19 protein-coding genes are annotated in these 19,028 nt (G+C 50.7%); 17 read left to right on the forward strand and 2 right to left on the reverse strand.

All coding sequences use genetic code 11. The annotated features are described in order from the left end of the window. Nucleotides 1-209: 209 nt before the first annotated feature. A complete protein-coding gene (nudE, locus tag HX773_RS17910) occupies nt 210-776 on the forward strand; it encodes an ADP compounds hydrolase NudE (RefSeq protein ID WP_101762674.1) in 567 nt (188 codons plus the stop codon). 114 nt (nt 777-890) lie between these two features. Here the strand turns inward: nudE and mrcA are convergent, their stop codons facing one another. Further along, nucleotides 891-3,431, reverse strand: coding sequence for a peptidoglycan glycosyltransferase/peptidoglycan DD-transpeptidase MrcA (mrcA, locus tag HX773_RS17915; protein WP_176972652.1), 2,541 nt, complete (start codon nt 3,429-3,431; stop codon nt 891-893). 149 nt (nt 3,432-3,580) lie between these two features. Between mrcA and pilM the strand changes: the two genes are divergently transcribed. The 12 genes from pilM to trpS all read left to right on the forward strand — a co-directional run bounded on the left by pilM (nt 3,581) and on the right by trpS (nt 13,562). Continuing rightward, nucleotides 3,581-4,390, forward strand: a complete 810-nt coding sequence (gene pilM / locus HX773_RS17920; RefSeq protein WP_176972653.1) for a pilus assembly protein PilM — start codon at nt 3,581-3,583, stop codon at nt 4,388-4,390. Further along, nucleotides 4,390-4,932 (forward strand): PilN domain-containing protein, encoded by a 543-nt coding sequence (locus tag HX773_RS17925; RefSeq protein ID WP_176972654.1) that lies wholly within the window; start codon nt 4,390-4,392, stop codon nt 4,930-4,932. Before pilM ends, HX773_RS17925 begins: the two co-directional genes overlap by 1 nt. Further along, nucleotides 4,925-5,419, forward strand: coding sequence for a hypothetical protein (locus HX773_RS17930; protein WP_176972655.1), 495 nt, complete (start codon nt 4,925-4,927; stop codon nt 5,417-5,419). The genes HX773_RS17925 and HX773_RS17930 overlap by 8 nt, the downstream gene beginning before the upstream one ends. After that, a complete protein-coding gene (locus HX773_RS17935) occupies nt 5,409-5,789 on the forward strand; it encodes a HofP DNA utilization family protein (protein ID WP_176972656.1) in 381 nt (126 codons plus the stop codon). Before HX773_RS17930 ends, HX773_RS17935 begins: the two co-directional genes overlap by 11 nt. Next, nucleotides 5,731-6,990 carry a DNA uptake porin HofQ gene (gene hofQ / locus HX773_RS17940; RefSeq protein WP_176972657.1) on the forward strand — a complete coding sequence of 420 codons (1,260 nt, stop codon included), beginning with the start codon at nt 5,731-5,733 and terminating at the stop codon, nt 6,988-6,990. Before HX773_RS17935 ends, hofQ begins: the two co-directional genes overlap by 59 nt. Before the next feature lie 481 nt (nt 6,991-7,471). After that, entirely contained in the window at nt 7,472-7,993 is a 522-nt protein-coding gene (gene aroK / locus HX773_RS17945) for a shikimate kinase AroK (protein WP_008107887.1), read from the forward strand. 39 nt (nt 7,994-8,032) lie between these two features. Beyond that, nucleotides 8,033-9,121, forward strand: a complete 1,089-nt coding sequence (aroB, locus tag HX773_RS17950) for a 3-dehydroquinate synthase (protein WP_176972658.1) — start codon at nt 8,033-8,035, stop codon at nt 9,119-9,121. A gap of 64 nt (nt 9,122-9,185) precedes the next feature. Next, nucleotides 9,186-10,223, forward strand: coding sequence for an SPOR domain-containing protein (locus HX773_RS17955; RefSeq protein ID WP_176972659.1), 1,038 nt, complete (start codon nt 9,186-9,188; stop codon nt 10,221-10,223). Between the two features lie 96 nt (nt 10,224-10,319). Then, a complete protein-coding gene (gene dam / locus HX773_RS17960; protein ID WP_176972660.1) occupies nt 10,320-11,132 on the forward strand; it encodes an adenine-specific DNA-methyltransferase in 813 nt (270 codons plus the stop codon). A 65-nt stretch (nt 11,133-11,197) separates the two neighbouring features. Further along, nucleotides 11,198-11,881 (forward strand): ribulose-phosphate 3-epimerase, encoded by a 684-nt coding sequence (gene rpe / locus HX773_RS17965; RefSeq protein ID WP_008107883.1) that lies wholly within the window; start codon nt 11,198-11,200, stop codon nt 11,879-11,881. Beyond that, nucleotides 11,865-12,542 (forward strand): phosphoglycolate phosphatase, encoded by a 678-nt coding sequence (locus tag HX773_RS17970; RefSeq protein WP_176972661.1) that lies wholly within the window; start codon nt 11,865-11,867, stop codon nt 12,540-12,542. The genes rpe and HX773_RS17970 overlap by 17 nt, the downstream gene beginning before the upstream one ends. A 15-nt stretch (nt 12,543-12,557) precedes the next feature. Further along, complete coding sequence (gene trpS, locus HX773_RS17975; RefSeq protein ID WP_176972662.1) at nt 12,558-13,562, forward strand: tryptophan--tRNA ligase; 1,005 nt, start codon at nt 12,558-12,560, stop codon at nt 13,560-13,562. Nucleotides 13,563-13,610: 48 nt separating this feature from the next. Here trpS and HX773_RS17980 read toward each other — a convergent pair whose 3' ends face one another. After that, entirely contained in the window at nt 13,611-14,057 is a 447-nt protein-coding gene (locus HX773_RS17980; protein ID WP_176972663.1) for a hypothetical protein, read from the reverse strand. A 316-nt stretch (nt 14,058-14,373) separates the two neighbouring features. Here HX773_RS17980 and HX773_RS17985 point away from each other — a divergent pair, with 316 nt between their 5' ends. The 4 genes from HX773_RS17985 (at nt 14,374) to HX773_RS18000 (ending at nt 19,026) form a co-directional block, all read left to right on the forward strand. After that, on the forward strand, nt 14,374-14,574 hold the full coding sequence (locus HX773_RS17985) for a hypothetical protein (protein WP_176972664.1): 201 nt from the start codon (nt 14,374-14,376) through the stop codon (nt 14,572-14,574). A 131-nt stretch (nt 14,575-14,705) separates the two neighbouring features. After that, the gene (locus HX773_RS17990) at nt 14,706-15,920 is read left to right on the forward strand and encodes an HlyD family secretion protein (protein WP_176972665.1); all 1,215 of its coding nucleotides are present in this window, start codon (nt 14,706-14,708) and stop codon (nt 15,918-15,920) included. Continuing rightward, nucleotides 15,917-18,010, forward strand: coding sequence for a peptidase domain-containing ABC transporter (locus HX773_RS17995; protein WP_176972666.1), 2,094 nt, complete (start codon nt 15,917-15,919; stop codon nt 18,008-18,010). The genes HX773_RS17990 and HX773_RS17995 overlap by 4 nt, the downstream gene beginning before the upstream one ends. Continuing rightward, nucleotides 18,010-19,026, forward strand: a complete 1,017-nt coding sequence (locus tag HX773_RS18000) for a hypothetical protein (RefSeq protein ID WP_176972667.1) — start codon at nt 18,010-18,012, stop codon at nt 19,024-19,026. The genes HX773_RS17995 and HX773_RS18000 overlap by 1 nt, the downstream gene beginning before the upstream one ends. Nucleotides 19,027-19,028 lie beyond the last annotated feature (2 nt).

The following is a 19,028-nucleotide window of genomic DNA, read 5'->3' on the forward strand; positions in this document are numbered from 1 at the left end:
CTCAATTAAATATCGGTATTTTCTGAATTTACCCCAACCCCGTTGACTTATTGTGAATTTTTAACTGCATAGATAACAAGAAGTTGTTAGCAGCCGTAAGTGAATGTGTGTCACCATAGTTTACTTACGCTGCGTGTCGCACAATAGTTCTGGCTTCGGTATGCTGGCGTCATCACGTTTCACAGGGTTGTGCTAAGTTTGAGGCTGATATGAAAACCCCAATGAAAAAACCTGACATCCTCAATGTGGCAGCGGTGGCCCGCTCCCGCCTGTTCACCATCGAAGCGGTCGATCTCGCTTTCAGCAATGGCGCGCGCCGCGTCTATGAGCGCATGAAACCTTCCGATCGTGAAGCGGTGATGATTGTGCCGATTATTGGCGATGACGTGATCCTGATTCAGGAGTACGCCGTCGGTCTGGAAAGCTACGAACTCGGCTTTCCGAAAGGTCTGATCGATCCTGGCGAAAGCGCCTTTGAAGCGGCCGATCGCGAACTGAAAGAAGAAGCGGGATTTGGTGCCACCAAACTCGAAGCGCTGGGCAAGCTGACCATGGCGCCCTCATATTTCTCCAGCAAGATGAATATCGTGGTGGCGGAAGGTTTGTATGAAGAGAAGCTGGAAGGTGATGAGCCGGAGCCGCTGATTGTCCATCGCTGGCCGCTGAATAATCTGCTGGCGCTGCTGGATGAACCCGACTTCCGCGAAGCGCGTAACGTCAGCGCGCTGTTTATGGTGCGCGAGTGGCTGGTGAAACAGGGCCGTTTAAGCTACTAAATCGCCTGTGTATGCAGGTGCGCATGAATGCGCACCCTACGAAAACCTCGCCATTCATGGCGACCGATTCACGCTAACTGACAAAAAAGCCGGCACATTTGCCGGCTTTTTTGATCAGAACAGTTCGTGGCTTTGGCCGTTGTCCATGATGGTGGTGCCCACATCATGCACCGAATACTCGGTCGGCTGGGTGCCGTTGATGAAGTACTCCTGACGCGAGTTGCCGCCGTTGGCCAACTTGCCGGTGCCGCGATCGATATTGACGGTGACCACGCCATCTGGCGGTGTCAGCGGCTGTACCGGCACGCCTTCCAGCGCGGATTTCATGTAGTCATCCCACGCTGGCTGGGCACTCTTCGCGCCGCCTTCGTAACCGGAGATTTGATCCGGAATCGCGCCTGACATGGTGGAGCGACCCAGCGCGCGTGAATCATCGAAACCAATCCACACCGACGTCACCACGCCCGGACCGTAACCGGAGAACCACGCATCTTTCGAGCTGTTGGTGGTACCGGTTTTGCCGCCGATATCGTTACGCTTCAGGTCACGACCGGCACGCCAGCCCGTTCCCATCCAGCCCGGCTCGCCGAAGATGTTGGTGTTCAGCGCGCTCTTGATCAGGAATGACAGCGGCGTGTTGATCACGTGCGGAGCATACTGTTGCTCGCCACCCGGCTGCGCAGGCACCTGCTCCAGCTCTGGCTGCGGCACGGTTTGGTTCTGCGATTGATCGGAGGTCGCGACATTCTCGACGCTCTCTTCGTTCAGCGCGACCGACTTTTTGGTATCGCCATAGATCACCGGCAAGTTGCACTGCGGGCAGGCAATTTTCGGTTTCTCTTCAAAGATCACGCCGCCTTGTTCGTTCTCAATCCTGGTGATGAAGTACGGATCAACCAGGAAGCCGCCGTTCGCCATCACCGCGTAGCCACGAACCACCTGCATTGGGGTAAAGGACGCCGCGCCTAACGCTAACGATTCGGTATGCACGATGTTCTGTGCCGGGAAGCCGAAACGCTGCAGATATTCCGCCGCGTAATCCACGCCCATCGCACGCATCGCACGCACCATCACCACGTTTTTCGACTCGCCTAAGCCCTGACGCAAACGGATTGGACCCGCATAGGTTGGCGGTGAGTTCTTCGGACGCCAGTCAGCACCCGCACCGGCATCCCAGCGCGAAATCGGCACGTCGTTGAGAATCGATGCCAGCGTTAAACCGCGATCCATCGCTGCGGTATACAGGAAGGGTTTGATGTTGGAGCCGACCTGACGCAGCGCCTGGGTTGCACGGTTGAACATGCTCTGGTTGAAGTCGAAACCGCCGACCAGTGCGCGAACCGCACCATCTTCTGGATTGAGTGACACCAGCGCCGAGTTCACCGCCGGAACCTGGCCGAGCCACCAGTCGTCATTCACTTTACGCACCCAAATCTGCTGGCCGGTTTGCAGTACCTGCGTCACGCTGCGCGGCGTTGGGCCTTGCAGGGTGTCAGATTTGTAAGCACGCGCCCAGCGTACGCCGGCCATATTCAATGTGACGCTGCTGCCATCTTTCAGCATCGCCGTGGCTTGATCGGCGCTGGCGCTGGTGATTACCGCAGCATTCAGCGGTCCGTAAGTCGGCAGATTTTTCAGCGCATTCTGGATGCGGGTTTGATCCCAGCTCGCTTCGCCCACTTTCCACAGCACGTTGGTTGGACCGCGATAGCCGTGGCGCATGTCGTACGCCATCACATTGTTACGCACCGCCTGCTGTGCGGCTTCCTGCAGATGGCGAGTGACGGTGGTGTAAACCTTGTAACCATCTTCATACGCTTTATCGCCATAACGCTTCACCATCTCCTGACGCACCATTTCACTTAAGTAAGGTGCAGAGAAGGCGATTTCCGGGCCGTGATAGCTGGCCGTCAGCGGCGTGTTACGCGCTTCGTTATATTGCTGCTGCGTGATGTAGTTTTGATCCAGCATGCGCGCCAGCACCACATTACGACGCGCCAGCGCACGCGTGTGCGAATAGAGCGGGTTGAACGTCGAAGGGGCTTTTGGCAACCCAGCAATCATCGCCATTTCACTCAGCGACAGTTGATCAATAGGTTTACCAAAGTAGACCTGCGCCGCCGCGCCCACGCCGTATGCGCGATAGCCGAGATAAATCTTGTTGAGATAGAGCTCAAGAATTTCATCTTTGCTCAGCAGCTGTTCGATACGGATCGCGAGGAACGCTTCCTTAATCTTACGCATCAAGGTGCGTTCCGGGCTGAGGAAGAAGTTACGCGCCAGCTGCTGAGTAATGGTACTGGCGCCCTGCGAGGCGTGACCGGACATCAGCGCAATGCTGGCTGCACGGAAAATCCCCACCGGGTCGACACCGTGATGCTCGTAGAAACGGCTATCTTCGGTGGCAATAAACGCTTTGATTAACTCAGGCGGCATCTGTTGTAGGGTCAGCGGGACACGGCGTTTCTCGCCGTATTGGGCGATCAAATCGCCATCCGCGCTGTAAACCTGCATAGGAGTTTGCAGGCGCACATCTTTCAATGTGTTCACATCAGGCAGCTGCGGCTCTATGTATTTGTACAAACCATAAACCGTGCCGGCTCCCAGCAAAATGCAACACACTGCAAGGATCAATAAATACTTTACGAACTTCACCTGAGAATTCCCATCTGTTGTCGTTTGAGCAGTTTATAAGCAACCGCGCGGTAGTATAAAGACAAGCCTGACGCATTCATATACCCGCCATAATTGAAGTTGCCGGGGTAACAGCACTCTTACCTTTTAATGATAAGGAGATCGCGCGTATGGCTTTTCAGCGCTGGCAAATTGGACTGGATATCCAAAACGGGCAACTGTGTGCCCTTGGCATCGAACGCCGACGTCATGGTTGGCAATTGCGACACTGGTGGCAACAAACGCTGCCGCAAGATACGTTAAGAAACGGCGTGCTGCAAACCACGCCTGCGTTACTGGATATGTTAGGGCGCTGGCAGCGCCATCTGCCGAAGCGCTATTCACTGCGTGTTGGCCTGCCGCCGCAGTTGGTATTGCAACGCACTTTGCCGCTGCCGGAAACCTCGCTGCGTGAGCCCGCGCTGGGCCGCTATGTGGCGGCTTCCGCGCAGCGTTTGTTTCCCGTCGAGCCCGCTTCGCTGTCGCTGGATTATCGCTCACCGGGCAAGGATGCAACGCTGTACGTCACCGCGGCACGGCGCGAGGTGATTGCGCAATGGCTGACGCCGCTCAAGCAGGCAGGTCTGCGGCCGGACGTGTTCGAACTGAGTAGCCTGGCACTGACGCAGATCGCCATGCGCCTGCCGTTACGTCACAACCACTTATTGATTCATCCGCTTAGCGATCATTGGCTGTGGACGCTGGCGGGCGAAAGCACCACTTCAGGCGCGGCCACTGAACCTCTCACCCTCGCGCAGCTACGTGAAACCTTCCCGCAGATGGAAAGCGTATTCTGCACCTCACCCCAGGTTCTGCCTGAGGAGCAGGTTAAACGCTGCAAGCCGTTTTCGCTGCTGCACTATCTGCAGCCGCCGTTGCCTGCGCAGGAAGGTGTTTTCGCCATCGCGCTTGGGCTGGCGCTGCGTCCGGAGGATGTCTGATGCTGGCGGTCAACCTGCTTCCCTGGCGCCTCCAGCAATCGCAGCGGCGGCGCCAGCAGAGCCTCTCGCTGCTATCGCTTACGGTGGCCTGCACCTTGCTGATCCTCTCATTACTGTGGTGGCGCGGCGTCATTGCGCGGCAGCAACAGACGGACGCGCTGATGGATATCACCTCTCTTCTCAGCACACTGCAGCAACAGCTGGAGCAGCAGCAATTGCTGTTGAAGCTGCGTGAATCACTGCTTCAGGCGCAGCAGGAACGGCGGCAACGGCAAGATCAGCATCAGCGCTGGCAGCATTTTTGGCAGCAACTGCCGGAGTTGATGCCTGACACCTTGTGGCTGAATCGCCTCGAACGTCGGCAAGGGCAACTGGTGCTGGAAGGGCAGGCGCAGAGCATGGCGGCTGTCAGTGATTTTCGTCATCAGCTAATGACTCAGCCGCTGTTCAGCAGCGTAAAGCAGGGCGGTGTGAAGCGCGAAGCGGGCGGCGACTATCGTTTTGCTTTGCATGCGCGCGTGCAGGAGGTAGCAGATGAATGAACTCCTGCAGCGCTGGCTGATGCTAACGCTACCGCTGCGCATACTGTGGCTGCTGATGTTATCGCTGGGGCTGTTTGCGCTGACGTGGATCGTGCTGCTTCGTCCGCAGCAGCAGATGCGTGAAGCGCAAGCGCGGCAGCTGGAACAGATGCGGCAACTGCAGCAACAGCGGCTGCAACAGCTGGCTTCACTTCCGGCGATTGATGTGTTGCAGAGCGAGATTAGCCTGCTGCAGCAACCCACGAAAGATGCCGGCACTCAGCAAACGCTGGAGCGAATCGTGGCGGCGCGCGGCAGTCAGCTGGAAGCCTGGCATCCGGATAGCCAGCCGCAGCAACTGCAGTTAAGGCTTGCCTGGCCACAATTTCTGCCGCTGTTTAGTGAACTAGCCAGCACCCGATTACCGGTGCCACAACGCTTTCAGCTGCACGCCGAGCAGGGCGTATTGAACACGCAACTGTGGCTGGAGAGTGACGATGCGGAGTAGCGCCTTGCTGTTGTTGCTCTGTAGCTCGCTGGCGCTGGCGCGCGATCCTTTCCAGCCGCTGGCAGCAACGCAGTGCCAGGCGCAGGTCGCTGCGCCAGAAGGCTGGCGCTTGCAGGGCATTATTGGCACGGCGCCGCACTACGTGGCGTGGCTGGTGTCACCTCAAGGCAAAAGTCATCGGCTGGATGATCAAGCGCCTTTCCCCCAGCCGCCCTGGCAAGTCGTGCAACTTACGTCGCGCATGCTGGTGTTGAGTGCAGAACAAAGCTGCACGCCACAGCAAATCACATGGGTAATAAAAGGAGGTTTTTATGAAATGGATGACGTTACTGATGCTGCTGTGTCTGAGCATGCCGCTGCGCGCCAATGACGATCGGTTAAGCCTGACGTTTGATGATGCTCCGGTTGAACGCATTTTGCAGGCGCTGGCAGATTATCAACAGACCAACCTGCTGATTGCGCCGGGCGTTGAAGGTCGGCTGTCGTTGCGTTTAGACAATGTTGGCTGGGAGCGCGCGCTCGCGCTGGTAACGCAGCTGGCAAAACTCACCGTGGTGCAGGAAGAGGGCGTTTTGCTGGTCTATCCGGAAAGCTGGCAGCAGCTGCAGGCGCAACAGGAAAAAGTGGAGCGTGAGGAGGAGAAGCAGCAAACGCCGCTGGAACAGCAAACCGTGACGCTGCATTACGCCAGCGCCAGCGATATCTACCGGAGCCTGCAAGCCGAGCGTTCGTTGATGACACCGCGCGGTAGCGTTACGGTCGACAGCCGCACTAACAGTTTGCTGCTGCGCGATACGGCTGAGGCGTTGCGTGACACCGAGCGCTGGGTAAAAGCGCTGGATTTGCCGCTCGAGCAGGTTGAGCTCGCTGCGCACATTGTCACCATCAATGAAGAGCATCTGCGTGAGTTGGGTGTTAATTGGGGCACGTCACCGGCAGAAGTGGTAACGCAGGCGCTGCGCAATCCGCTGCTCGAGATTCCTCTGGCGGTGAGTAATCCGGCGTTTCGTGCGGGCGTGACGCTGGGCCAGGTCAGCGGCGAGTTGCTCAACCTCGAACTGAGTGCGCTGGAGCAGGAGAACCAAATCGAAATCATTGCCAGCCCGCGCTTGTTTACCTCGCATCAGCAAACCGCCAGCATCAAGCAGGGCACGGAAATCCCTTATGAGGTGAAATCGGGCAACAGCGGCGCGACGGCCATTGAATTTAAGGAAGCGGTTCTGGGCATGGAAGTGACGCCGGTGGTGCTGGGAAATGGCCGCATCCAGCTCAAACTGCGGCTGAGCCAGAACTTGCCGGGACGCAGTCTTAACATTGGCGACAATCAGGTGCTGAGTATCGATAAGCAGGAGATCGAGACTCAGGTGACGCTGCGCGATGGCGAAACCTTAGCGTTGGGCGGCATTTTCCAGCAGCAGCGCACACAGAGCGAAAAACGCGTGCCCTGGCTGGGCGATATGCCGTTACTGGGGAATTTGTTCCGTCAGCAAACTGATGAGCAGAAGAAAAAGGAGCTGGTGATCTTTATTACTCCCAGACTGGTCAGGGAAGCAGCGCTTACTGCCGGATAAAGCGGAAAATTCGTTCTGTGAGGCCAACTGCGTTGACGCAGGGCTGGAATTAGCTTACAAGGTTTAGCGATTTTCAAAACGGTGTAACGGAACGCGGCAGAATAACCTTCCGAATGACGTTGGTCACAAGCGATACTGACGTCAAAAGAAATATCTCCAAAATAATTCGAGCTCCAGTAAGACGTTAAATGAGTGATTGCACTGTGCTTACATCGGTAAGCGATTACAGTGGATGACCCCGGCCAGCGTGCCTGTAGCACGAAATATAGCGGATTAGCGGAGGTGCGTTACCGTCTCGCGAACCACAGACCGGTCCTGTTAAGAGGTCGCCGGGGGCAATTTATTCGGTTGCCAAACGGCCATGAGTGTTGAGATAATTTTCCGTCTGACTCTTGTTAACGCTCATGAGGTCTCAGTTCCTGTCCCGCCAGCTACGCTGAACGCGGGGTATCATCAACGAATTCTTAGTAATACCGATAAAATGGCAGAGAAACGCAATATCTTTCTGGTTGGGCCGATGGGTGCCGGCAAAAGCACTATTGGTCGTCAGTTGGCTCAGCAACTCAATATGGAATTTTTCGATTCCGATCAGGAAATTGAGCGACGCACCGGAGCGGATGTAGGCTGGGTATTTGATGTGGAAGGCGAAGAAGGCTTCCGCGATCGTGAAGAAAAGATCATTAATGAGCTGACCGAGAAGCAAGGCATTGTCCTCGCGACCGGTGGCGGCTCAGTCAAATCCCGCGAGACCCGTAATCGTCTCTCCGCCCGCGGTGTGGTCGTATACCTTGAAACCACCATCGAAAAGCAACTTGCTCGAACCCAGCGTGATAAAAAGCGTCCGCTGTTGCAGGTTGAATCACCGCCGCGCGAAGTACTGGAAGCGCTAGCTGGTGAACGTAATCCGCTTTATGAAGAGATCGCTGATGTCACTATTCGCACTGACGATCAGAGTGCAAAAGTGGTGGCCAATCAGATCATCAACATGCTGGAAAAGAACTAATCCAGCGCCCTGAGGGCTCAGCAATAGGTATCGGTCATCATGGAGAAGATCACTGTCTCACTCGGGGATCGCAGTTACCCCATCACCATCGCTGCCGGACTGTTTAACGATCCGGCTTCTTTTTGGCCGCTCAAAGCAGGCGACAATGCCATGCTGGTGACAAACCAGACACTGGCGCCGATCTATCTTGAATCCCTGTCAGCGCTGCTCAGCAATGCCGGCATTAAGGTAGATCAGGTAATTTTGCCTGATGGTGAGCAGTACAAAACGCTGGCGGTCATGGACGAGGTATTCACCGCGCTGCTGAAAAAGCCGCACGGTCGTGATACCACGTTGATTGCACTCGGTGGTGGCGTGATTGGTGACTTGACCGGATTTGCTGCAGCCAGCTATCAGCGTGGCGTGCGCTTTATTCAGGTGCCGACCACGTTGTTGTCTCAGGTTGACTCCTCCGTCGGTGGAAAAACCGCGGTAAACCATCCACTCGGCAAAAACATGATTGGGGCGTTTTATCAGCCCGCGTCTGTCGTGGTGGATACTCATTGCCTGGCCACTCTGCCACCGCGCGAATTAGCGTCCGGTCTGGCGGAAGTGATCAAATACGGCATTATCCTTGATGGCGAATTCTTCCAGTGGCTGGAGCAGAACCTTGATGCTCTGCTGGCGCTGGATGAAAAAGCCCTGGCTTATTGCATCCGTCGCTGCTGCGAGCTTAAAGCTGAAGTGGTTGCGGCTGATGAGCGCGAAACCGGCGTACGTGCACTGCTCAATCTGGGCCATACTTTTGGCCATGCGATTGAAGCGCACATGGGTTACGGCAACTGGCTGCACGGCGAAGCGGTGTCGGCTGGCATGGTGATGGCCGCACGTACCGCTGAACGTTTAGGGCAGTTCACCTCGGTTGAAACCGATCGCATTATCGCGCTGCTGCTGCGTGCTGGTTTGCCTGTACACGGCCCGGCGAACATGGCGGCGGAAGATTATTTGCCACACATGATGCGCGATAAGAAAGTGCTGGCGGGCGAGCTGCGTCTGGTGCTGCCTCTCGCTATTGGCCGCTCTGAAGTGCGTGGCGGTGTGGCACATGATATGGTGCTGGCAGCAATTAACGATTGCCAGAAACCCTGATTATTAGAAGTGATGAGTGGTGATGCGGCGTGTGGGAAGCGCGTCGTTTTACGGAGGAGGCTAAATGGATGAGTTCAAACCGGAAGACGAGTTAAAACCTGACGCCAGTGACCGCCGTCCGACGCGGCCACGCAAATCGTCTTCTGCGCCGAAAGTGAAAGTACCGGTTTCTCGTCAACATATGATGATGGGCATTGGTATTTTGGTTCTGCTGTTGGTGGTGCTGGGAATTGGTTCAGCATTAACCGGGCCAGACGAGAAGAAACCCGCAACCAATACCGCAAATAATGGCGCGGCACCTTCTGCCGGTGGCAGCGAAAAGAACATCGACCTTTCGGGATCGACGTCCATGAGCGGCCAGCAAAACGCCACGCCTTCTGCTGAAGGCAGCGCAGCGCAAAACACCGCGGGCACAACTGCTCCAGCGGGCAGCGATGGCCAATCCATCTCGATGCCATCGGTCTCCTCGACGCCGACGCAAGCTGCGCCTGTGGATACGCCAGCCAACCAACAACGTGTCACGCTGCCGGGCGATCTCAATACTGCGCTGAACAATCAGCAAGGTTCTGTCGATGCAGCAGCACAAGGCGCGCAGGGAAGTAGCTCGCTGCCAACCGCGCCGGCCACGGTCAGCGGCAACGGTAAAGCGATTACGCCGCCAGCCATGCGTTCAGAAACCCCCGCGCGCACCAGCAACAACGGTACTCGCGAGACGCACGCGTCGACTCCGCACAAAACACCGGCCGCCACTAAACCGGCACCTGTAAAAGAGAACAACACCCGCACCACCGCGACGCGTAATCCAGCGCCTGCCAGTGCGAGCGGTGCCAGCAAATCGCTGCCATCGGGCGGAAACTACACGCTGCAGTTGAGCGGTGCGTCGAAAGAAGAGAGCCTGAACGCCTGGGCGAGAAAACAGAACCTGAGCGGTTATCACGTGTATAAAACCACGCGTAACGGCGAGCCTTGGTATGTGTTGGTGAGCGGCGCTTACGCCACGCCAGCCGATGCAAAACGCGCCGTGGCATCGCTGCCAGCGGAAGTGCGTGCAGCCAATCCGTGGGTAAAACCGCTTAGCCAGGTGAAGAAAGAAAGTCAGTAATTGATGTGGGGCCGCGCAGGTGCGGCCCCGTTTAAAGCGCAGAGCTGCTGTCGGTTCCACCACAGCCAATAATTAAGATGTAATAACCACGACAGCATGAAAAAAAATCGCGCTTTCCTGAAATGGGCCGGAGGGAAATACCCGCTCCTTGATGACATCCGTCGTCATTTGCCACAAGGTGATTGTTTAATCGAACCCTTTGTCGGCGCCGGTTCCGTGTTCCTCAACACCGATTATGACCGCTATCACCTGGCGGACATCAACGGTGATCTCATCAATCTGTATAACATCGTCAAAACGCGTACCGCGGCTTTTATTGAAGACGCGCGCCAGCTTTTCAACGCTGAAGGCAACACGGCAGAAACCTACTACGCGCAGCGCATCGCCTTTAATGCGAGCAAAGATGAATATCAGCGCGCGGTGCTGTTCCTGTATCTCAATCGCCACGGTTATAACGGTCTGTGCCGCTACAATTTGCGCGGTGAATTTAACGTGCCTTTTGGCCGTTATCGCAAGCCGTACTTCCCGGAAGCGGAGCTGCTATGGTTTGCCGAACGGGCGCAAAAAGCGACCTTTGTCTGTGAATCGTACGATGTTACTCTGAACAACGCCGTTGAAGGCTCAGTGGTTTATTGCGATCCGCCGTATGCACCGCTTTCGGCGACAGCGAATTTTACCGCTTACCACACCAACAGTTTTAGTCTGCGCGAGCAGCAGCATCTGGCTGAGTTAGCCAATAAGCTTTCGCAGCAAAATCGCATCCCGGTACTGATTTCTAACCACGATACGGTGCTCACACGTGAGTGGTATCAGAATGCGGATTTACACGTAGTCAAAGCCCGGCGTTCCATCAGCCGAAGCATAAGTGGTCGCACGCAAGTCGACGAACTGCTGGCGCTTTTCCGCTAGCCTGTTTCGTCCGCGACCAAGGCATTACGCCAGCTCAGGCTGGCGCACAAAATTGGGAGAATCGGATGAAACAATTTTTACTGGCCCCATCAATTCTGGCTGCTGACTTCGCGCGTTTAGGTGAAGACACGGCCAAAGCGCTGGCGGCAGGTGGTGATGTGGTCCATTTCGATGTGATGGATAACCACTACGTTCCCAATCTGACGATGGGGCCGATGGTGCTGAAAGCGCTGCGCGATTACGGCATCACTGCACCTATTGATGTGCATCTGATGGTTAAACCTGTGGATGCATTGATCCCGGAATTCGCTAAAGCGGGCGCCACCTTCATCACTTTCCACCCGGAAGCCAGCGAGCATGTTGATCGCACGCTGCAGCTGATCAAAGAGCACGGTTGCAAAGCCGGTCTGGTGTTCAACCCTGCGACGCCGCTCGACTACCTCGATTATGTGATGGATAAGCTGGACATCATTCTGCTGATGTCGGTAAACCCAGGCTTCGGCGGTCAATCCTTCATTCCCGGTACGCTCGACAAACTGCGTCAGGCGCGTCGCCTGATTGATGAGAGTGGCTACAACATTCGTCTGGAAGTGGATGGCGGCGTGAAGATCGATAACATCGGCCAGATTGCTGCCGCAGGTGCCGATATGTTTGTTGCCGGTTCCGCGATCTTCGGTCATCCGGATTACAAAAAGGTAATCGATGAGATGCGTGGCGAACTGGAGAAAGTTAATGGCTCATTTCACTGATATCCGCGCGCTGGCGTTTGATCTCGACGGTACGCTGGTCGATAGCGCGCCGGGCCTGTCACAAGCCATCGATCATGCGCTGAGCGATCTGCAACTGCCGCCGCCGGGTTTGGCATTGGCTTCTACCTGGATTGGTAATGGCGCCGACGTGATGATGACCCGCGCGCTGACCTGGGCGCTGGGACGCGAGCCGCATGCCGAAGAGCAACGCGATGCGCGTGCGCTGTTTGATAAATATTACGCGCAAACGGTAGAGGCGGGCAGCACGCTGTTCCCGCAGGTAGTCGAAACGCTGGCGGCCTTGCAGGCGAAAGGCCTGCCGCTGGCGATCGTCACTAACAAGCCCACGCCGTTTGTGGCTCCGCTGCTGAAGTCGCTCGGGATTGCTGATTACTTCACGCAGATTATCGGCGGTGACGACGTGATTGTGAAAAAGCCCCATCCGGCGGCTATTTTCCTCGTCCTCGGCCATTTTGGCGTGCTTCCGGGACAATTGCTGTTTGTCGGCGATTCCCGCAATGATATTCTCGCGGCCCAGGCGGCAGGCGTACCGAACATCGGTATGACATTTGGCTACAACTACGGCGAGCCAATTGCGACAAGCCTTCCCGATTTAACTCTCGACTCTTTTGACGAACTTTTGCCCGCTATCGGGCTGTGATTATCAGGACATAACATGAGCAAACCCATCGTTTTCAGCGGCGCCCAGCCTTCCGGTGAACTGACCATTGGCAACTATATGGGTGCGCTGCGTCAGTGGGTGCAGATGCAGGATGATTTCCACTGCATTTACTGCATCGTCGATCTGCACGCCATTACCGTACGTCAGGATCCTGTTGCGCTGCGTAAAGCCACGCTGGATACCTTAGCGCTCTATCTTGCCTGCGGCATCGACCCGGCGAAGAGCACCATCTTTGTTCAGTCGCACGTGCCAGAACATGCGCAGCTGAGTTGGGTGCTGAACTGTTACACCCAATTTGGTGAGCTGAGCCGCATGACGCAGTTCAAAGATAAATCAGCGCGTTATTCAGAAAACATCACTGCTGGCCTGTTCGATTATCCGGTGCTGATGGCGGCGGATATTTTGCTGTATCAAACCAATCAGGTGCCAGTGGGCGAAGATCAGAAGCAGCATCTGGAGCTGAGCCGCGATATCGCGCATCGTTTCAATGCGCTGTATGGTGATGTGTTCAAGGTGCCTGAGCCGTTCATTCCGAAATCGGGCGCACGCGTGATGTCGCTGCTTGAGCCGACCAAGAAAATGTCCAAGTCAGATGACAACCGCAACAACGTGATTGGTCTGCTGGAAGACACCAAAGCGGTGGTGAAGAAGATCAAGCGCGCGGTGACCGATTCCGCCGAGCCGCCAGTGGTGCGCTATGACATCAAAGAGAAAGCCGGGGTTTCAAACCTGCTGGATATTCTCTCGGGTGTGACGGGGAAAAGCATTCCTGAGCTGGAGCAACATTTTGAAGGCAAAATGTACGGCCATCTGAAAGGCGAAGTGGCAGACGCGGTTTCTGGCATGCTGACCGAGTTGCAGGCGCGTTATCATCAGTTCCGTAATGACGAAGCGTTCCTGAACCAGGTGATGCGTGATGGCGCAACCAAAGCCCGCGCTTATGCGCAGGTTACGCTGAAGAAAGTCTACGAAGCGGTTGGTTTCGTCGTGCAGCCATAAGCAGCCAGCACACTAAACGTAGCGGCGGGTCCTTGTGACCCGCCGTTTTTATTTGATGCGATGTAACGCCAGTTCAGCGCCATCCCAGAACAAGCGGGCATTGCCATCGGCCAGCACGCTCAGCACTGCGCCTGGCGCCGGTCCCCAAGCCTGATCACCGCAGCTGACGTTAAAACCGTAACGGAAGGTGAAATCCCGATCCTGCCCTGAACCATTAGCGGCGCTGAGGCGCGGTTTCCCTTTGCAGTTATCGACGGAAGGATTGATGCTGCGCTCGGCGGTGCCGCGCGTCCAGGTGATTGCATTCGGCTTAAACGCCACGCGCGCACCCATAAACTGCGGGTCATTCTTGATATACAGCTGACCAACTTCCTTCTTAGGCGTTACCGCCACCACTTGCCATTCACCCACCACGTTCGACCAGGTAACGTGTGAGGCGGTAGCAACCGCGCTCAACGGCAATAACAACGCACAAACCAATGAAGCAACGCGCATGGAAATTCCTTAATTTTCGAAAGTCAGCCCACATACGGAAACAGAGAAATATTTTAATACAGTATAGAAGGCTGTTCACTCATTATCGAAAAATAAGTTATTTTAATACATTTATTTTAATAAAGTCATTCATGGCACAGTATTTGAGAGTGCTCTCATTTATCATTTCCATCTGATTATTCAATTATATTGATTAGGAGAGTATTGGTAACTTATTACTTTTCTACTTTATTTTTATAAATATGTTTTTTAAAGAGAATGGATTTTAAATTAATGTTTATAAAAAAATTCTGATTGATTTTAATGGAGATTTAAAATGACTAAACAAGCAATGACCATGGAACAGTGCCAGCAGATTCGCGGTGGTATCAGCAAACCTGTTCTTGGAGCATTAATTGGTGCAGGTGTTGGTGCAGCGTTTGGCGGCTTTGGCGGCGGACCTGTCGGGGCTGTTACGGGTGCCGTTTCCGGCGCAGTCGTCGGCGCAGTAGGTGGTAGCGCCGCTAGTAAGTCTTGATTTAACAGATTGAGAATTTAATGAGAGTTGCTAGCTTGGCTGGCAACTCTTTAAATTCATTTTATATTGCTGCAATGAATTATATTTGCCATGACCTGTGAATTTTTTTATGAAAATTATGGAATTAGTGAATGAACATTAAGCTCACTGAGTGTGTTCAGAAATCTCCATTGAGCTTTAGAGTTTATGCCTGGGTTCTAACACTTGTCACATTGGTAACGATTGTTTTGCTCATGCAAGGTCGATACGGCAAGCAGGAGATAGTTCAAGGAGTAATTAGAGAGGGGGCTTATTATCGCGTTTCACCAAATAAACCTGGAAATGTAGTGGAGGTCTATGTAAAGGAAGGTGACACAGTAAAAAAAGGAGATAAATTGCTCCGGGTTTCTTTGCTTTGGCAAGATTCGAATAACAAAAATACAAATGAAAGTATTTATGATGAGACCGCTACTCGCCTTGGGAAAATTAAAGAGACTCTCCTTGAGGAAAAGAATAACCTACATAAAGAACTAATTGAAATAAATGTCAGGAAAGTTAACTATGCTAAGAATTATAGAGAGGCGATAGAGAAAATAGATTTAATAAAAAGCGATTATTCAAAAAAGAGAGAAATTTACAAGTCACAACTTGCTGACTATAACAGGTTAATTAAAAGCAAGGCAATAACTAAAGCTGAGCTAGAGAACACAAAGCAGAATGATGTCGACAACGAATTAGCAATAAAGAAAGTCGATATTGAAAAAAATGCTTTGGAAAAAGAACGAGAAGAAAAAGAGTTGAGTTTTCATAGAATTGAAAGGGAAATTATTCAGAGTAGAAGTGTTCTTGAAAAACGTATTAGCGATAACGAAAATGAAATGAACAATATTGCATTGCAACAAGATTATATTGTTACGGCTCCAGCCGATTCTATTGTGCACGATATTGGCATCAGGCAAGGCGATTATATAGATGGTGCCATGCCATCTGTAATATTAAAAGGTGAGAGTAACACTCAGTCTTTTGCTATTTTGTATCTTACAACTCAGCAAATAGGTTTGCTTGATAAAGATGAAGAGCTTTTTATCCGTATTGATACTTTCCCATATGAAAATTATGGCACACTAAGTGCTCGTGTTACAAATGTTTCAGATACCCCAATAAAACTTAGTCTTGATCAAAAAGAATCACTTTTCCGCGTTAAGGTAAATCTTAGCGAAGGACGTGGACGTATTCCATTGTTTGCATTAAAAGATGGCATGACACTGACAACTTCCTTAAGGCAGCCGCCTTTAACCCTTTTAGAATGGCTATTCTTACCTGTGGTTAAAACGTTTAAAAGAAACCCGGATATTCTTGAGAAATGATTAAAATAAGAGAAAAAGATATTATTCAGGATGAAGCTTCTGAATGTGGTTTGGCGTGTTTAAGCTATATAACTAACCTATTTGGTAATGGCGTTAGGTTAGAGCAACTTCGCGATGAATATGATGTTAATCAGGATGGACTTTCATTTCATCATTTAATGCGAATTTGTTCTGATTACAAAATGATCGCTAAAGGTGTGAAAGTTTCATCTGAAGCATTACATGAGTTATCCAGGCCAGCGATACTGCTATGGAATAATTGTCATTTTGTAGTATTGAAGAAAGTGAATAAAAATGGCATTGAAGTCATGGATCCTGCGGTAGGTTCCAGAACATTTTCACATCAAGAAATGATGATGTTTTTTTCCGGTTTTGCCCTGGAGATTACACCGTCATCTGAATTTTCCACCCAAAATAAAAAAGACAAAAAAAAGAGAGAAAACACTGATTTTTACAGTTTAAGCTCATTCCGCAAGGGACTAAGTCGCTATGCGAGCTACCTTCTTCCGTTATTAGTCTTTGCGATTATTATACAATTGACTAATATAGCAGTGCCAAAATTTCTTTCTTTAGTATTGGACGAAGTTCTACCTAAGAATGATGAGGATTTTCTCTTTTTACTGATTTACATATTTTCGTTTGTATATATTATTCAAACCATAAGTAGCTATTTGAAAATTGTCATTTCACAACGTCTGAGACGAGTGATTTCTCAGATGGAGGGTGTGAATTCTATTCAAAAGCTATTCAAGATGGATTTGAAATACTTTAATAAGCGCATGCCATCTGATATTCTAAGAAAAATAAAGTCTATTGATGTTTTCCATGTTATCTATACACATGGTTGGATAGATATTGCTGTCGAAATTTTCTTTGCTGCTGTTTTCATGATGCTACTTTTCCTTATAAGTTTTGAGTTAGCGCTCATCACTGTAGCAATCACCGGAGTGATGGTCTTTGCTAGAGTATTACTGGTGCCGAAAATTATGTCGCATCAATACTCGGCATTAGATTCTGAGATTCGCCGTGATAATAAGCTGTTAGAATCTCTTGATAACATAGTTCCTATTAAAATTAATCGTTCTGAACACAAAAAAATAAATGACTGGTTCAGCGAGCATGCAGACCTTGAATCTAGCCGTTCATCAATTGAAAAAATCAATGCTCTAATTCAGTTATCACTAAGTACTGTATCGCATTTTCAGACCATGGTGATTATCGGCTACGGATCCTGGAGCGTCTTAAAGGGAGACACTACGGTTGGACAATTGATGACATTCGTATTCTATAAAGATTATATGATTGGTAATATACAATCTGCAGTAGAGAACCATGTAAATATTAGAATATGTTCAGTTGAAGTTAAAAGATTGATGGATATTAATCCTAACGAAGAGGATTCTAAAGAGAGTTTTAAACTTTTAGCCTCTAAATCTCATGAGAGAGTTAATAATATCGCTCTTTCCAATGTTAGTTTTGGCTATTCTAATCTTGATAAGTATATTGTTTCCGATGTCAATTTTTCCGTCTCGCAAGGACAGAAACTCGTCATTACTGGCCCTTCCGGATGTGGAAAAACGACGATCTTAAACTTACTTTCAGGACTGCTCAGGTCATCTGAAGGATCTGTTCTTATTAACGGTATTGAATTGCAGCGTTTTGGACTCAAACAATACCAGGACCAGATTGCTATTGTATCTCCAGATGACAAGATTATATCAGGAAGTGTTACTGAGAATATTATATATGAAAGTAATAACATAGATATGCAACTTCTTGATAGTTGCATTGAGTCAGCGGATCTTAAAGGGGTAATAAAAAGTCTTTCAGCTGGCCTCAATACAAGGCTTGGTATTAATGGTGCAAGGCTATCATCGGGGCAGCATCAGCGCGTTATGTTGGCAAGAGCTTTGTACAGAAAGCCGCATGTAATATTGATGGATGAGCCCACTTCTCATTTGGATAGAAAATCAGCTGCAGAAATAATAAAACTGATCAGTGAGTTACCAATGATTTGTATTATTGTTACTCATGATGAATATCTTATTTCTTCATTTCAAAATAAGTTGTTTTTAGGCAAGGTGGAATAATGAAGAAAATAGTTTGGTTATGGTTGTTTATAACCAGTAACATTAAGGTACGAAGTGCTACCTATTTTGCTGTATTCATCGCGTGGTTAATGCGTCATGATAAAACCTATGCGATAGCAATTAAGTTAATTAATTTATTCATTATTGTTTTCAAAAGAAAACTTAATTCATTTTATTTTGTGAGTACCGCAGAAGAACTGTCATCAAAAATTATAAAACCTGAGGTTAAGCTATTAAGCTCTGATTTTTTGAGAAATAAATTGCTTACAGAGGTTATTAGACAATATATGGATAGATTCCCATGGGAGAATATGTCATCTTTGGTTGAAAGAAAAAGTCATGAGGTTTTTGAGAAAGAGGAAGAATTAAGTAATTTGTTGTTTTTTACCCATACCGGGGATTACTGGATCTCAATCCTGACAGCGATAAGACAATATCGATGGAAAAATTATAAGTTCATTGTTCCTATCTATCAGGAAATTGATGCTGCATCTCAGGCAATGTATGACAAAATTGCTTATGAAGGTGTTAATGTCACATTTATGCACATTCATGCCCCAGGTGCACTACTCAAACTAAGTAAGCACTTTAAAGATCCCCATTGTGTTATCGCTATCTTTTATGATCTCTCTTGTTATATAGGCGGTATTTATAATGGTAATGTGGAGCCCGTTTCTTTCCTGGGAAGAAAAGGCTGGATGACGACGGGGATTTTACGTTTAGCTTCTAAATATCGCTCTCATGCCAATTTTGTTTGTTGCCACTATTCATATGAAGATCAATTTTTCATTACTCAATTTTCCCAAAAACACAGCTTAGAAAATACAACTGAGATGAGCCGCTTAATGGTTGCGCATCTCGAGTTCTTCCTGAGAACATGGCCAGCACAATGGCACTTTATTAGTAACCTGGATAGTTATTTCCATTTCCCCTGGAGCCAGATATCCACAAAACATACTAATCAAATAGCCCACTACGCACAGCTCGAAAAAAAATATTGCCCGTCAGGAGAATGATT

The sequence above is a fragment of the Pantoea sp. B9002 genome (assembly GCF_013385945.1).
Taxonomy (GTDB): Bacteria; Pseudomonadota; Gammaproteobacteria; order Enterobacterales; family Enterobacteriaceae; genus Pantoea.